This is a genomic window from Streptomyces sp. NPDC028314 (assembly GCF_055565795.1).
Window position 1 is genome coordinate 318,078 of record NZ_JBVHTP010000009.1, and the last position, 15,076, is coordinate 333,153.

Annotated in this window: 14 protein-coding genes; 4 read left to right on the top strand and 10 right to left on the bottom strand. The window is 74.2% G+C overall.

Features of this window, described 5'->3' with window-relative positions; all coding sequences use genetic code 11:
• Nucleotides 1-158 precede the first annotated feature (158 nt).
• The 5 genes from ACZ4TG_RS22205 to miaA form a co-directional block, all read right to left on the bottom strand.
• On the bottom strand, nt 159-1,607 hold the full coding sequence (locus tag ACZ4TG_RS22205) for a M1 family metallopeptidase (protein WP_468165370.1): 1,449 nt from the start codon (nt 1,605-1,607) through the stop codon (nt 159-161).
• 174 nt (nt 1,608-1,781) lie between these two features.
• Nucleotides 1,782-3,860 (bottom strand): RelA/SpoT family protein, encoded by a 2,079-nt coding sequence (locus tag ACZ4TG_RS22210; protein ID WP_468165372.1) that lies wholly within the window; start codon nt 3,858-3,860, stop codon nt 1,782-1,784.
• A 140-nt stretch (nt 3,861-4,000) separates the two neighbouring features.
• Nucleotides 4,001-4,876 carry a diaminopimelate epimerase gene (gene dapF, locus ACZ4TG_RS22215; RefSeq protein WP_468165374.1) on the bottom strand — a complete coding sequence of 292 codons (876 nt, stop codon included), beginning with the start codon at nt 4,874-4,876 and terminating at the stop codon, nt 4,001-4,003.
• A gap of 79 nt (nt 4,877-4,955) precedes the next feature.
• Nucleotides 4,956-5,489 carry a hypothetical protein gene (locus ACZ4TG_RS22220; RefSeq protein WP_468165376.1) on the bottom strand — a complete coding sequence of 178 codons (534 nt, stop codon included), beginning with the start codon at nt 5,487-5,489 and terminating at the stop codon, nt 4,956-4,958.
• Nucleotides 5,490-5,594: 105 nt separating this feature from the next.
• The gene (gene miaA, locus ACZ4TG_RS22225; RefSeq protein ID WP_468165378.1) at nt 5,595-6,533 is read right to left on the bottom strand and encodes a tRNA (adenosine(37)-N6)-dimethylallyltransferase MiaA; all 939 of its coding nucleotides are present in this window, start codon (nt 6,531-6,533) and stop codon (nt 5,595-5,597) included.
• A gap of 164 nt (nt 6,534-6,697) precedes the next feature.
• Here miaA and ACZ4TG_RS22230 point away from each other — a divergent pair, with 164 nt between their 5' ends.
• The gene (locus tag ACZ4TG_RS22230) at nt 6,698-6,904 is read left to right on the top strand and encodes a gliding motility protein (RefSeq protein WP_468165380.1); all 207 of its coding nucleotides are present in this window, start codon (nt 6,698-6,700) and stop codon (nt 6,902-6,904) included.
• Between the two features lie 26 nt (nt 6,905-6,930).
• Nucleotides 6,931-7,176, top strand: a complete 246-nt coding sequence (locus ACZ4TG_RS22235) for an antitoxin (RefSeq protein ID WP_468165382.1) — start codon at nt 6,931-6,933, stop codon at nt 7,174-7,176.
• Nucleotides 7,177-7,443: 267 nt separating this feature from the next.
• On the opposite strand, the gene ACZ4TG_RS22240 is transcribed toward ACZ4TG_RS22235, so the two are convergent.
• The 3 genes from ACZ4TG_RS22240 to ACZ4TG_RS22250 all read right to left on the bottom strand — a co-directional run bounded on the left by ACZ4TG_RS22240 (nt 7,444) and on the right by ACZ4TG_RS22250 (nt 10,714).
• Nucleotides 7,444-8,151: a class III extradiol dioxygenase subunit B-like domain-containing protein gene (locus ACZ4TG_RS22240; RefSeq protein WP_468165384.1), complete on the bottom strand. Its 708-nt coding sequence runs from the start codon at nt 8,149-8,151 to the stop codon at nt 7,444-7,446.
• A 386-nt stretch (nt 8,152-8,537) separates the two neighbouring features.
• Entirely contained in the window at nt 8,538-10,061 is a 1,524-nt protein-coding gene (gene miaB, locus ACZ4TG_RS22245; protein ID WP_468165386.1) for a tRNA (N6-isopentenyl adenosine(37)-C2)-methylthiotransferase MiaB, read from the bottom strand.
• Nucleotides 10,058-10,714 carry a maleylpyruvate isomerase family mycothiol-dependent enzyme gene (locus ACZ4TG_RS22250; protein ID WP_468165388.1) on the bottom strand — a complete coding sequence of 219 codons (657 nt, stop codon included), beginning with the start codon at nt 10,712-10,714 and terminating at the stop codon, nt 10,058-10,060. Before ACZ4TG_RS22250 ends, miaB begins: the two co-directional genes overlap by 4 nt.
• Nucleotides 10,715-10,785: 71 nt before the next feature.
• On the opposite strand from ACZ4TG_RS22250, the gene ACZ4TG_RS22255 reads away from it, so the two are divergent.
• Nucleotides 10,786-11,700, top strand: coding sequence for a LysR substrate-binding domain-containing protein (locus ACZ4TG_RS22255; protein WP_468165390.1), 915 nt, complete (start codon nt 10,786-10,788; stop codon nt 11,698-11,700).
• An 80-nt stretch (nt 11,701-11,780) separates the two neighbouring features.
• A complete protein-coding gene (locus ACZ4TG_RS22260; RefSeq protein WP_468165392.1) occupies nt 11,781-12,785 on the top strand; it encodes a TAXI family TRAP transporter solute-binding subunit in 1,005 nt (334 codons plus the stop codon).
• Here the strand turns inward: ACZ4TG_RS22260 and ACZ4TG_RS22265 are convergent.
• Entirely contained in the window at nt 12,775-13,791 is a 1,017-nt protein-coding gene (locus ACZ4TG_RS22265) for an ROK family protein (protein WP_468165393.1), read from the bottom strand. The genes ACZ4TG_RS22260 and ACZ4TG_RS22265 overlap by 11 nt on opposite strands.
• Nucleotides 13,792-13,818: 27 nt before the next feature.
• Nucleotides 13,819-15,072 carry a LacI family DNA-binding transcriptional regulator gene (locus ACZ4TG_RS22270; protein ID WP_468165394.1) on the bottom strand — a complete coding sequence of 418 codons (1,254 nt, stop codon included), beginning with the start codon at nt 15,070-15,072 and terminating at the stop codon, nt 13,819-13,821.
• Between the last annotated feature and the right edge of the window lie 4 nt (nt 15,073-15,076).

The following is a 15,076-nucleotide window of genomic DNA, read 5'->3' on the forward strand; positions in this document are numbered from 1 at the left end:
GTCACACGGCCTGGTGATTCCCGGAAACCGGGGACCCGGAATCCGGAAAGGGAATCCAGGTCCGGTACCCGTGGTCCCGGTACCCGTCATTGTCCCGGTACCCGCGTTCCCGGCCGCCGCACGGCCTCGTCGATGGTGACATGCCCGTTCCCCGCCCGTCACACGCTTTTCGGGCCGCCCCACTCCGGGTGCCCGGGCATCGCCGGGGTGGTCTCCCCGTACAGCCACGGCTTCAGGAACGCGGTGAGATCCCGTCCGGCCTCCTGCGATGCCAGCCGTACGAAGTCCTCGGTGCCGGCCGTGGAGTCCGCGTACTCCTTCACCCAGCGCCGCTCGATCCGGTCGAAGGCCTCGGCGCCGATCTCCTGGCGCAGGGCGTACAGGATCAGCGCGGCCCCGTCGTAGACCACCGGCCGGAACAGCCCGATCTTCTCCCCGGGAGCAGTCGCCTTCGGCGCCGCCGGGGGGCCGCCCGCCGCCCGCCACTGGTCGGAGCGCTGGTACGCCTCGCGCATGCGCCGCTCCAGGGAGTACTTGCCGAGGCCGTCCGCGTACAGGGCCTCGTACCAGGTCGCGTGCCCTTCGTTGAGCCACAGGTCGGACCAGGTCCGCGGGGTGACGCTGTCCCCGAACCACTGGTGGGCGAGCTCGTGGACCATCACCGAGTCGACGTACCACTCCGGGTAGCCGGCGTTCCCCGAGAACAGCCCGTGCTCGAAGAGCGAGAGGGTCTGCGTCTCCAGCTCGAACCCGGTGTTGGCCCGCGCGATCAGCACCCCGTAGTTCTCGAAGGGGTAGCGCCCGACGCGCTGCTCCATCCACTCGACGTGCCCGGCGGTCTTGTTCAGCCACGGTTCCAGCCGCTTGCGGTCGGCGGCGGGCACCACGTCGCGCAGCGGCAGCCCGTGCGGACCGGTGTGGTGGACGACCTCCGACTTGCCGACGGAGACCTGTGCGAGCTCGGTGGCCATGGGGTGCAGGGTCCGGTACGTCCAGGTGGTCGCGCCTGCCGCCCGCTGCGCCGGGAGGGCGCCCGGCAGCCCGTTGGCGACGGCCGTGAGCCCGGCCGGGGCGGTGATCCGGAAGGTGAAGTACGCCTTGTCGGCGGGGTGGTCGTTGCAGGGGAAGACCCGGTGGGCGGCGTCGGCCTGGTTGGCCATGGCCAGGCCGTCGTCGGTGGGCACCCAGCCGCCGTCGCTGCCGCCGCGCGGGTCGCTGGTGTGCCGGACGGTGATGTGGAGCGCGGTGCCCTGCGGCACGGGGTGCGCGGGGGTCAGTACGAGGTCCTCCCCCGCGCTCTCGAACCGGGCGGGCTCCCCGTTGACCTCGACGGAGGCCACCTTGCCGTGGGTGAAGTCGAGGTTGAGCCGGTCCAGCGGTTGCAGGCTGCGGGCGCTGATGACGGTGACGGCGTCGAGCGGGCTCCGGTTGTCCTTGTACGTGAAGGACAGGTCGTACGAGAGGACGTCGTACCCGGGGTTGCCGAGCTCGGGGAAGAGCCGGTCGCCGATGCCCAGCGGGAGCGGCGGCGGCAGTACCGCGGCGACGAGGGTGAGCGAGGCGGCGGCGAGCAGGGCGGCACGCAGGCGGGGGGAGGTGAGCTGCATCCACCACCGCTTACCAGCGCGTGGCGTCCCCTCGCGAACGACGCGCGACGGGTCCACCCGAACGAGGCCGTCCGCCCCTGGACCGGCCTACGCGCGTTCCACCCCCACACGTCCGTTCCCCGGCCCCCCGGCCCCCTGCTGCGTCCCCGCTTCCCCTGTCCCCCCGTGTCCCCGCTAGGCCCGGCTGACGTCGTACACGCCGGGTACGTCCCGCATCGCCCGCATCAGTGCCGGCAGCCCCGTGGCGTCGGGCAGTTGCAGGGTGTACGTGTGCCGGACCCGCTGCTCCACCGGCGGCTCCACGGTCGCGGAGACCACCTCGACCCCCTCGCGGGCGATCGCCTCGGTCAGGTCGGCCAGCAGATGCGGGCGGCCGAACGATTCCGCGACCAGGGTGACCCGGCAGTCCGCGGTGGCCCGCCAGTGCACGGCGACCGAGGTGCGCCCCACCGCGCGCATCTGGGCCACCGCCGGGCAGTGGATGCGGTGCACGGTGACGGCCCCGCCGCGTACGACGAACCCGGCGACGGCGTCCGGCGGCACCGGCGTACAGCAGCCGGCCAGCCGTACGGGGGCGTCCGGCAGGTCCGCGACGGCGTTGGCCCCGCCGCCCCGGGCCCCGACGACGGACAGCGGCGCCCGCGCGGCCGTGGTGGTGGCCGCCGCCGAGTCGGGGTGGGCTTCGAGCCAGCTGCTGATGGCGATCCGGGCCGCCGGGGTGTTCACGTGGTCCAGCCAGTCGGCGGCGGGCCCGGAGGAGGCGTCGTGGGCGAGCAGCAGCTGGACGGTGTCCCCGTCGGACAGCCGGGACGACAGGGAGGTCAGGCGCCCGTTGACCCGGGCGCCGATACAGCCGTGGGCCGCCTCGCCGTACTGCGCGTAGGCGGCGTCGATACAGCTGGCGCCGCCCGGCAGGCCCAGGGTGCCGCCGTCGGCCCGGAAGACGGTGATCTCCCGGTCCTGGGCCAGCTCGGCGCGCAGCACCGTCCAGAAGGTGTCGGGGTCGGGTGCGGACTGCTGCCAGTCCAGCAGCCGCGAGAGCCAGCCGGGCCGCGTCGGGTCGACCCGCTCCTCGTCGCCCTCGGCGGCTTCGGCCGCGGGGGCGGTGTACGGATTGCCGAGGGCCACCACGCCGGCCTCCGCGACCCGGTGCATCTGCCGGGTCCGGACGATGGTCTCGGCGACGTGCCCCTCGGAGGTGGCGACGGCGGTGTGCAGCGACTGGTAGAGGTTGAACTTCGGGGAGGCGATGAAGTCCTTGAACTCCGAGACCACCGGGGTGAAGCAGGTGTGCAGTTCGCCCAGGACCGCGTAGCAGTCGGCGTTCTCGCCGACGAGGATGAGGATCCTGCCGAAGTCGGAGCCGCGCAGTTCGCCGCGTTTGCGGGCGATGCGGTGCACGGAGACGAAGTGCCGGGGGCGGACGACGACCTCGGCGGTGATGCCCGCGTCGCGCAGGACCGCGCGTACGGAGTCCGCGATGCCGGGCAGCGGGTCGCGCTCCCCCGCGTGCGCGGCGATGAGGGCGCGGGTGTACTCGTACTCCTCGGGGTGCAGGATCGCGAAGACGAGGTCTTCCAGCTCGGTCTTGAGGGCCTGCACGCCGAGCCGTTCGGCGAGCGGGATGAGGACGTCGCGGGTGACCTTGGCGATGCGCGCCTGCTTCTCGGGGCGCATCACGCCGAGGGTGCGCATGTTGTGCAGCCGGTCGGCGAGTTTGATGGACATCACGCGGACGTCGTTGCCGGTGGCGACGAGCATCTTGCGGAAGGTCTCGGGTTCGGCGGCGGCGCCGTAGTCGATCTTCTCCACCTTGGTGACGCCGTCGACGATGAAGCAGACCTCGTCCCCGAACTCCGTGCGGACCTGATCGAGGGTCACGTCCGTGTCCTCGACGGTGTCGTGGAGGAGGGAGGCCGTCAAAGTGGTTGTCTCGGCGCCGAGTTCGGCCAGGATGAGCGTGACGGCGAGCGGATGTGTGATGTACGGCTCACCACTTTTTCGCATCTGGCCGCGGTGAGAGGTCTCCGCGAGCAGATATGCGCGCCGGAGAATGGACAGATCGGCGTCCGGATAATGGGCACGGTGGGCGTCTGCTACGTGTCCGATGGCGTCCGGCAGCCGGTCGCGGGACGTCGGCCCGAGCAGGGCCGCACGCCCGAGCCGACGCAGATCGAGTCTGCTTCGGCCCCGTCTGCGCAGGTCAGGGCGCGCTTCGGGATGTGCTTCGGGGTTCGTGGCCTCTGCACTCATGGGCACCTCCGGCGGCTTCGACCGGCGGTGGCGGGCATGGGGTGAGCCCTCAGGGCCGGTGCCTGATGTTACCGACCCCACCACGTGGCGCAGTCCACCTCTCGCTCAGCGTGAAACGGATCACCCATTAGAGGGAAGCTTCAGGCGAAGGCCGTTTCGGTGAGCCAGGTCGGGTCGAACTCGCCCTCGGCCACGATCACGGCCGGTCCGGTCATGTCGATCCGCCCGTCGGGGTGCTCGGTGATGACGAGCGTGCCGCCGGGGAGGTCGACGGTGTACGTGGCCGGTTCGCCGGTGACGGCCGGGTCGACGCCGTCGCGCCGGATGGCGGCCACGGCGACGGCGCAGGCGCCGGTGCCGCAGGAGCGGGTCTCGCCGGAGCCGCGCTCGTGGACGCGCATGGCGACGTGCCGGGGGCCGCGGTCGACGACGAACTCGACGTTGACTCCCGTCGGGTACGCGGACGCCGGGCTGAACGGCGGGGCGGTGTACAGGTTCCCGGCGTCGTCGAGGCTGTCGACGAAGGCCACGGCGTGCGGGTTGCCCATGTTCACGTTCCGCGCGGGCCAGGAACGCTCGCCGACGGAGACGGTGACGTCCCCGGCGGGGAGCTCGGCGCGGCCCATGGACACGGTCACGTCGCCGCTCTTGTCGAGGTGGACGAGCTTGACGCCGCCCCGGGTGGCGACGGCCAGGTCGCCGGGCTCGACGTGGCCGGCGTGCTGGAGGTAGCGGGCGAAGACGCGTACGCCGTTCCCGCACATCTCGGCGATGGAGCCGTCGCTGTTGCGGTAGTCCATGAACCACTCGGCCTCGTCGGCCAGGTGCGCGGCGTCGGGGTGCGCCGCGGAGCGCACGACGTGCAACACCCCGTCCGCCCCGATTCCGGCCCGCCGGTCGCACAGCTTGGCGACGGCGGCTGCGGACAGCTCGATGGCGTTGTCCGGGTCGGGAACGATCACGAAGTCGTTCTCGGTCCCGTGGCCCTTGAGGAAGGAGAGGGTGCGGTGCGTCACCAGGCCATCCTACCGAGCGGCTTTCGAACGGGTCGGTGCGGCTCCGCGGGGCTCGGGTCGCCAGGGATCCGGTCCGCGACTAGCGGAGGCGGGCCACCCGGTACACCGCCAGTGCCACGAGGGCGAGCGCGGCCACGGCGTACAGCCCGGCCATCCGCCAGTCTGGGCGGCGCCCGCTCCCGCGCGGCGGGAGGCCCGGCCAGGAGTAGCCCACGCGGCGCGCGGCCATCATGCCCCAGCCGCCCGCGCAGCAGCTGATCAGGAAGCCGAGCATGGCGACCACGGCTCCGCCGTCGCCGAACTCGAAGGCGAGCGGGAAGGCGAACATCAGCGAGCCGGCGGCGGCGAGCATCACGATGGGGGCGATCTGCCAGATGCGCAGGCGGCGCTGCGGGCGCAGTTCGACCTCGAACTCGGGGCCGGAGGCGTCCTCGGCCCCGGCGTCCGGCGCGTCCGGGCCGTCAGGGGTCAGCCGCGCGGGGTCGGCAGGCAGCCCGAGCCCGTCGGAGCCTTCCGGCCCGGCAGACTCCGCGGTCCCGCTGTGAAGCATCGGGTCCGCTTCCTGCCTGGTGTCGTCCCGCCCGGTGTCACGAGGGCCGGCCTCCATAGCCACGCGCCCTCCCCACTCGGACTTCGTACGCCACTGTTCAGAAGTTTGATGATGGCACGCCCCCGGGCCCGGTACGGGCTCACGGGGCGTCCCGATGCCATCACGTGATCAGGCTGTAACCGCTCGTTCGACCAACGACTGCGCAAGTCCGGGGAGTTCCCCGCGGTCGGCAGCGGCGCCGCTGAGCCAGTGCACCCGCGGGTCCCTGCGGAACCAGGAGTCCTGGCGGCGGGCGAACCTCTTGGTGGCCCGCACGGTCTCGGCCCTGGCCTCGTCCTCGGTGCACTCGCCCGCGAGGGCGTCCAGTACCTGCTGGTAGCCCAGCGCGCGGGACGCGGTGATTCCGTCGCGCAGCCCCTGGGCCTCCAGCGCGCGGACCTCGTCGACCAGTCCGGCGTCCCACATCCGGTCGACCCGCAGCGCGATGCGTTCGTCGAGCTCGGGCCTGCCGACGTCGACGCCGATCTGGACCGTGTCGTAGACGGACTCGTGGCCGGGCAGGTTGGCGGTGTACGGGCGTCCGGTGATCTCGATGACCTCCAGGGCCCGGACGATCCGGCGGCCGTTGCTGGGCAGGATCGCCCGGGCGGCGGCCGGGTCGGCGGCGGCGAGGCGGGCGTGCAGGGCGCCGGGCCCGCGCAGCGTGGCCTCCTCCTCCAGCCGGGCCCGCACCTCGGGATCGGTGCCGGGGAACTCCATGGCGTCGAGCGCGCCCCGCACGTACAGGCCGGATCCGCCCACGAGGACGGGTGTACGGCCCTGCGCGAGCAGTTTGTCGATCTCGGCGCGGGCGAGCCGCTGGTACTCGGCGACGCTCGCGGTCTCGGTGACGTCCCAGACGTCGAGGAGGTGGTGCGGGACCCCGTCGCGTTCCTCGATCGTCAGTTTGGCGGTGCCGATGTCCATCCCCCGGTACAGCTGCATGGAGTCGGCGTTGACGACCTCGCCGTCGAAATGGTGGGCCAGGGCGACGCCCAGGTCGGACTTTCCTGCCGCGGTGGGACCGACGACGGCGATGACCCGCGGGGCGGGGGCTGCATTCCTCACCGCCCCAGTCTCGCAAACCCCGCGGCGTGTACCCGATCGAGTTACGTGACGGGGCGCGATCGGGGTCGTTGCCCTGGCGAGGTTCCGGCCCGGCGTACGCCCGGCGGAGGCCGGTCCGGCCACGGCGGAACTTCACTCACACGAGTAACGTTACGGGAGTAGACATGGGCGTTTTTAGCCGGTTTTTTGGCCGTAAGGAACAGGGCCCGACCGAGGAGGCCGCGCCCGAGAGCCTGACGGCCCCGTCCGCGGAAGGGCAGGCCGAGGCGGCTGAGGCGGAGGTTCCGGCGGCGGAAGCCGTGGAGATTCCGAAGCAGCAGTCTGCGGAGGCCGCCGCGGACACCGAGACCGGCGAGGGCGCCCGTACGTAGCCACCCCCGCCACTGGAAGGTGCCCCATGGGCCTGCTGGACAATCTGAAGGCCAAGCTCGCTCCGGCCAAGGACAAGGTCGGTGACCTCGCGCTGCAGCACGAGGGCAAGATCACCGAGGGTCTCGACAAGGTCGCGAAGGCCGTCGACTCCAAGACCAAGGGCAAGTACAGCGGCCAGATCACGAGCGGTACGGGCAAGGCGAAGGACGCCCTGGGCAAGATCGCGCACAAGGACGAGCCCGGCGGGCCGACGCCGCCGGCGGCCTCCTGACGCGACCGCGTGACCGCATGAGCGCGTGATCCCGGAGAGGGGCGCGGGGTTCGGTGAACCCCGCGCCCCTCTCTCGCGCCCTGGGGCGGCTGGACGTGGCCGGGTGGCCGGGCCCGTGGGCGGGTGGCCGGGCCCGTGGCCGGGTGGCCGGGCCCGTGGGCGGGCGGCCGGGCCCGTGGCCGGGTGGCCGGGCTGTGGGCGCAGGCCGTGCCCCGTGGGCGGTGCCGTGGCCGCAGGCCGTGCCCGTGGGCGCAGACCGGGGGCCCTTCAGGACCAGGCGGCCACGAAGTAGCCCACCCCGTACGGAGCGGCCTCGTACAGCAGCCGTCCGTCGAGGCCCGCGCCCTCGGCGGCCCCCGCGAGGACCTGCCAGGGGGCGCGCCCCGCGGCCTTGAGCTCGTACGCGAGCTCGGCGTCCAGGCCGGCCAGCGCGGTGGTGTCGGCGGAGCCCAGGGCACGGGCTGCGGCGGCGTCGAAGGCCTCGGCCCGCTCGTCGAGGTAGCCGGGGGCCTTGAGGGTGCGGCAGGCGCTGCCGTCGCCCATGACGAGCAGGGCCACGCGTTCCTCGCGGGCGGCGAGGTCCCGGCCGGCCCGCAGGCACCGCTCGGCTTCGAGGGGCTCCCCGACGCCGAGTCCCTCGACCGGGGCGGCGCCCCAGCGGGCGTGCCGGAGCAGCCAGGCGCCGACGGCCAGCGAGGGGGGCAGCAGGCGCGGCCCCTCCTCGCCGTCCCCGAGCTGTACGTCGGCCTCGACGCCGAAGCCGTGGAAGCTGCCGCGGGAGCCCTGGGGGTAGGGCCCGCGGTGGTCCTGGTCGGCGGCGCCGACGACGACCAGCAGGTCGGGCCGGGAGGCGGCGAGCACGGCGAGGGCGTCGGAGCAGGCGGTACGGGCGTCGGCCAGTTCGGCGGCGGCCCCGGCGGCGACCTCCGGCACGAGGAGCGGCGGGGCGGGACAGACGGCGGCGGCTACGAGCATGATCCGCAGCCTAGCCGTCGCCGGCCGGGGCGGGGGCGGGTGGGCCTTCCCCGGCCGGGACCCTGCCCGGGCCGCTCCCCGGGCCCGGCCCAGGACCCCGGGCCCGGCCCAGGGCCCCGGGCCCCGGCCCGGGGCCGTTGCCCCGGCGCGGTTCTGTCTGCGGCGCCGTCGCGCGAGCGCCCCCGGCTGCGCCGGGCTTCCTGGGCTCCGCCCCGGACCCCGCGCCTCAAACGCCGGCGAGGCTGGATTTGGCCCCGCCGTGCTTGAAGTACCGGGGGCTGGATTTCGCCGCGCCGGACTTGACGTGCCGAGGCTGGGGCTTGGGCCCGCCGGACTTGCCCCGCCGGGCTCGAAGCGCCGTAGGCGGGGCCGGGGTTGTGCGGGCGTCAGGCCGTGGGGGCCGCGCAGCCTGCGGTGGTGGCCGGGAGGGGGGCGGGGACGCCGAGGGTGGGGATGCCGAGCATGACGCCCGCCGGCTGGGACGGGGCGGCGTTGCGCTTCTCCCACGCGTCGCCGGCGCGGGTGCGGCGTACCGACAGCGTCGGGCCCTCGGCCAGCAGGTGGTGCGGGGCGGCGTAGGTGATGTCCACCGTGACCACGTCGCCGGGGCGGACCTCCTCGTCCGGCTTCGTGAAGTGCACGAGGCGGTTGTCGGGGGCGCGGCCGGACAGGCGGTGCGTGGCGCCGTCCTTGCGGCCCTCGCCCTCCGCGACCATGACCTCCAGGGTGCGGCCGACCTGCTTCTTGTTCTCCTCCCAGGAGATCTCCTCCTGGAGCGCGACCAGGCGCATGTAGCGCTCCTGGACGACTTCCTTGGGGATCTGCCCGTCCATGTCCGCGGCCGGGGTGCCGGGGCGCTTGGAGTACTGGAAGGTGAACGCGTTCGCGAAGCGGGCCTCGCGCACGGCGTGCATCGTCTGCTGGAAGTCCTCCTCGGTCTCGCCGGGGAAGCCCACGATGATGTCGGTGGAGATCGCCGCGTGCGGGATGGCGGCGCGGACCTTCTCGATGATCCCCAGGAACCGCTCCTGGCGGTACGAGCGGCGCATCGCCTTGAGGATCGTGTCCGATCCGGACTGCATCGGCATGTGCAGCTGCGGCATCACGTTGGGGGTCTCGGCCATCGCCGCGATCACGTCGTCGGTGAAGTCGCGCGGGTGCGGGGAGGTGAAGCGGACCCGCTCCAGGCCCTCGATCTGGCCGCAGGCGCGCAGCAGCTTGCTGAAGGCCTCGCGGTCGCCCAGGTCGGAGCCGTACGCGTTCACGTTCTGGCCGAGCAGGGTGATCTCGGAGACGCCCTCGGCCACCAGGGCCTCCACCTCGGCGAGGATGTCGCCGGGACGGCGGTCCTCCTCCTTGCCGCGCAGCGCCGGGACGATGCAGAAGGTGCAGGTGTTGTTGCAGCCGACGGAGATCGACACCCAGGCGGCGTACGCGGACTCGCGGCGGGTCGGCAGCGTGGAGGGGAAGGCCTCCAGCGACTCGGCGATCTCGACCTGCGCCTCTTCCTGGATGCGGGCGCGTTCCAGCAGGACGGGCAGCTTGCCGATGTTGTGCGTGCCGAAGACCACGTCGACCCAGGGGGCCCGCTTCACGATCGTGTCGCGGTCCTTCTGCGCGAGGCAGCCGCCGACGGCGATCTGCATGCCGGGGCGCTTGGTCTTCATCGGGGCGAGGCGGCCGAGGTTGCCGTACAGCTTGTTGTCGGCGTTCTCGCGGACGGCGCAGGTGTTGAACACGACGACGTCGGCGTCCCCGTCGGAGCCCTCGGGCGCCCGGGTGTACCCCGCGCCCTCCAGCAGACCGGACAGCCGCTCGGAGTCGTGCACGTTCATCTGGCACCCGTAGGTGCGCACCTCGTAAGTTCCCTTGACGTCCACTGCCGTGCTCCGGTCGCTGCTGCTGGTCATGCAACAAGGGTAGGCGGTACCCGGGAGCCCTCCGGTCCCGCGTGCAGCCTGCCCTCGGGCAGGCGCCGGCCGAAGAGGACGAGCAGCAGGTCCTGGGCGGCGCCGTGGACGGTGACCTCGGCGGGGTGCGGGCCTTCGTACGACCAGTCGAGGTCCTCGGCGCACAGTCGGACGCCGGTCAGGTCCGCGCCGAAGAACCGCAGGCCGCGCGGGGTGACGGCGTCGAGGAGCAGACGCAGCCGGTCTTCGGGGACCCGGCGCCCGTGGCCGAGGGCGACGGTGATGTCGAGGCCGTGGACCACGTCGTGGGCGAGGCCCGCGGTGGGTCCGCCGGCCGGGGGCTTCCAGGGGTGGTGGGCGTTCTCGCGGAGCAGGGCGGCCAGTTCGGGCGGGGTGAGGGCGGCGGCGTCGCGGCGGGCGGTGCGGTCGGTCATGCGGTGCAGGCTGCCGCGGGCCTTGAGGAGCTCGGCGGCGAAGCGGGGCAGGGAGTAGCGGAAGCCCATCGACAAGTGGGCGGCGACCTCGCGGACCCGCCAGCCCGCGCACAGGGTGGGGGCGTCCCACTGGGCGGGGGTGAGGGAGTCGAGTACGCCGGCGAGTTCCCGGCGTTCGGCGGCGGTGGCGGCGGCGATGCGGGCGGCGGTTTCGGTCATGGGTCCAGGGTGGGCGCAGCGGCGGCCATAAGTCCAAGAGCGGGTACTTCTCCGATCTAGAATCAGGGGTTATGGAACTGGCGCAGCTGCGGTACTTCGTGACGGTGGTCGAGGAGGGCAGCTTCACCCGGGCCGGGGCCCGGCTGCACGTGTCCCAGCCGGGTGTGAGCGCTCAGGTCCGGCAGCTGGAGCGGGAGCTGGGGCTGCGGCTGCTGGACCGGTCCGGGCGGCGGGTGACGCCCACGGAGGCGGGGACGGCGGTGTTGTCGTACGCGCGGGCCGCGCTGACGGCGGTGGAGGGGATCCGGCGCACGGCCGACGAGGTCTCGGGGCTGCTGCGGGGGCGGGTCGCGCTCGGGCTGATCCCCGGGGCGGCGGGGGCGGTGGTGGCGGGCTTCGACGTGGTCGGGGCGCTGGGCGACTTCCACGAGGCGCACCCCCAGGTGGAGATCGCGCTGTCCGAGGACACCTCGGACCGGATGCTGGCGGCGTTGCAGCTGGGGGAGCTGGATCTGGCGGTGGTGGGGCTGGCCGGGGAGCCGCCGGCCGGGATCTCGGTCCAGGTGGTGATCGACGAGCCCCTGGTGGCCGTGGTCCGGGCCGGCGATCCCCTCGTACGGGAATCCGTGCGCGGCGCGATCCCGCTGGGGGAGCTGCGGGACCGGGCCCTGATCAGCCTGCCGCGCGGGACCGGGCTGCGCGCCGTGCTGGAGCGGGCCTGCGCGGAGGCCGGACTCACGCCACGGGTCGACTTCGAGGCGGCGGCTCCGCCGGTGCTGGTGCGGCTGGCCGCGCGGGGGCTCGGGGTGGCGGTGGTGCCCGACGGCGCCGCGTCCGGGGCCGCGGGCGGGCTGGTGGCGCTCCGGATCACCGACCCGGGGCTGAGCGGCCGGGTGGCGCTGGCCTGGCGCACGCACGGCCCCGCGGGCCCGGCGGCGGGCGCCCTGCTGGCGCGGCTCCGGGCGGGAACCGCGGCGGACCGGTAGGCCCCGGGGGGCCGGGCTCCCGGAGGGCCGGGCTCCCGCCGTCCCGGGGGCGCGGGGAGTGCCGAAGGTAGGATCGCGCCATGCCCCTCGCACCGTCCCGAATGCCCCGGATCAGCCGACGCCGCGCCCTGTGGAGCCTGGCGGCGCTGCTGGCCGTGTTCGGGGTGCTGGCCTGGTGGCTCAGGCCCTTCGGGGAACCGGAGCTCAAGGGCGAACTCACCTTCAGCACGGGTGTCCGTACCGGCGTCTACCACCGCTACGGGCAGCTGCTGGAGCAGGCGCTCGTGACCGACATGCCGGGCGTCAAGGTCCGCCTGCAGACCAGCGAGGGATCGCAGCAGAACCTCCAGCGGGTGGCCGCCGGGGAGGCCGACTTCACGGTGGCGACGGCGGACGCGGTGTCCAAGTACCGGCTGGACGGGAAGCCCGGCGCGAGCCGGCTGCGCGGCTGCGCGCGGCTCTACGACGACTACGTGCAGCTGGTGGTGCCCGCCGGGTCCCCGGTGCAGTCGGCGCGTGACCTGCGGGGCATGCGGGTCGCGGTCGGCCAGGACGGTTCCGGGGTGCGGCTGATCTCGGAGCGGCTGCTGACGGCGGCCAAGCTGAGCCCGACGCGGGACATCACCCCGGTCCCCATCGGCATCGACACGATGCCCGCGGAGCTGGAGGCGGGCCGGATCGACGCGTTCTTCTGGTCCGGCGGTCTCCCGACGAACGCGGTGCGCGAGCTGTCGGAGCGGTTCGACATCCGGCTCGTGCAGCTGGGCGACCTGGTGGAGCAGCTCCAGGGCAGCGGCAGCCCGGCCCGGTACTACCGGGCTGCGGTGATGCCGCAGGACGCGTACGCGCGGGCCCGCAACACCTCGGCGGTGGCCACGGTCGCCGTGCCGAACCTGCTGGTGACGCGGGAGGACACCGGGGCGGAGCTGACGGAGCAGTTCACCCGGACCGTGATCAACCGACGTGACCGGATCGGCCACCAGGTGCACGCGGCGCAGCTGGTGGACCTGCGGACGGCGATCTACACCGACCCGCTGGACCTGCACGAAGGGGCCCGGCGGTACTACCGCTCGGTCAAGCCGTAGCGGGGGCCGGAGCGTCGGCGGGCAGCAGCATCGTCGCCGCGGCGGCCGCGCCGATGAGCCCGGCGTGGGTGCCCAGGCTCGCCGGGACGACCTGGAGGTCGCGGACGAAGGACAGGGTGGCGTACGAGGCCAGGTGCCGCCGGATCGGTTCGAAGAGGGTGTCTCCGGAGGCGGCCACACCGCCGCCGATGACGGCGATCCGGGTCTCGACGAGGGTGGCGGTGGCCGCGATGGCGGCGGCCAGCGCGCGCCCGGCCCGGTCGAAGGCGGCCACCGCTACGGGGTCGCCCGCCTGGGCGGCGTGCGCGACGCCCGCGGCGCTGGCGTCCTGGTCCTCGGCCGGGGTCCAGCCCTGGGCGAGGGCCCAGCGTGCGATGGCGGTCCCGGAGGCGAGGGATTCGACGCACCCGCGGCCGCCGCAGACGCAGGGCTCACCGTCGAAGGTGACGCTGATGTGGCCGATGTGGCCGGCGTTGCCGGTGGGTCCGGGGTGGAGCTGGTTGTTCAGGATGAGGCCGCCGCCGACGCCGGTGGAGACGACCATGCACAGGGCGTTGGCGTGGCCGGCGGCGGCGCCCAGCCAGTGTTCGGCGGCCGTCATCGCCACGCCGTCGCCGGCCAGGACGGTGGGGATCCGGGCGCCGCGGGCGGCCAGCTCCGCCGAGATCCGGGCCTGGACGGGGAAGTCTCGCCAGGCGCCGATGTTCACCGGGCTGACCGTGCCGCGGGAGGTGTCGACCGGGCCCGCGCTGCCCACGCCGCAGCGGACCGCCAAGGGCCACAGGGGGCTTTCCGCCAGCTCGGAAATCACCTCGGCGACCGCGGCCATCACCCCGTCGGCGTCGGCCCCGCGCGGGGTCGGCCGGCGGGTGGTGGCGGTCATCGTGCCGTCGGGGTGCACCAGCGCGCCGGCGATCTTCGTCCCGCCGATGTCGATCGCCACGGTCAGGCCGGTGCCCGGGGCGGTGGCGCGGGGCGCGGGAAGGGCTGAGGTGGGACTGGTCACGGTGGCGCTCCAGGAAGGGGTCGGAATTCAGTATGCGGCCGACGGTGGTGCCGTACTCTCCCGGGGCTCGAGCCGGGGCAGCTCGCTCTCCCGGGCGCGCGGCGGGCCACCGGCGAGGACGGCCAGGAGTTCCCCGGCCGCGAGCCGCCCGAAGCCGGCCGTGTCCCGGACCAGGGCCGTGAGCCGGGGGTGGGTGACCCGGCAGAGCGCGGAGTCGTCCCAGGCGACGATCGAGAGCCGGCCGGGAACCGGGATGCCCATTTCGGCGGCGACGGCGATGCCGGCCACCGCCATCACGTCGTTGTCGTAGACCAGGGCGGTGGGGGGATGCGGCTCGGCGAGGACCCGGCGGGTGGCGGCCGCGCCCTCGGCGTCGGAGTAGTCGGTCACCACCGAGTGCACCCGGTCGGGGCCGAGCCCGCGCCGTTCGGACCAGGTGCGCAGCGAGGCCATCCGGCGGGCGGTGTGCGCGAGGCCGGGCAGGCCGGCGACGTGGGTGATGCGCCGGTGGCCCAGCCCGTGGAGGTGGTCCAGCACCTGGGTCATGGCCCCGGCGTCGTCGGCCCGGACGGTGGACAGCGGGGACCGCGGGGTGGGGGGCTGCGGGGCCGCATGGGCGACTGCGGCCGAGGGGGCGGCCGAGGGGGCGGCCGAGGGTGCCTGGAGCGTTCCCGGGGACGCGGGGGCCGCAGGCAGCACGGGCGGCGGGGACGCCGGGGCCGCGGGCAGCGCGGGCGGCGCGGACGCCGGCGCCGCAGGCAGCGCGGGCGGCGCGGAGGCCGGGGCCGCGGGCGCCTGTGGCGGGCGCGGGGTGTCGGTCCCGCCCACCATCACGGCCGGCAGCCCCAGCCCCGCGAGGAGTTCTGGTCGCGGGTCCTCGGTCCGGGGGTCGACCACGATGACCCCGTCCACGCGCCGTTCGGCCCACCAGCGGCGGTAGACCGCGCATTCGGCGTCGATGTCCTCCACCACCTGGAAGAGCAGCGCGATCCGCCCGGCCGAGAGCACCTCCTGGATCCCTGAGACGAGCTGGAGGAAGAAGGACTCCACCCCGAGCGTGTGCGCGGGCCGGGCGAGGACCAGCCCGACCGCGCCGGAGCGTTCGCCGGACAGCGCCCTGGCGGCGCTGTTGGGCTGCCAGCCGAGTTCTTCCGCGACGCGGCGGATCCGGGCGCGGGTCTCCTGGGACACCCCCGGCCGGTCGTTGAGCGCGAACGAGACGGCGCTCTCCGACACCCCGGCCCGGCGGGCGATGTCCTTGATGGTGGGTCTGCGGGCCATGCCT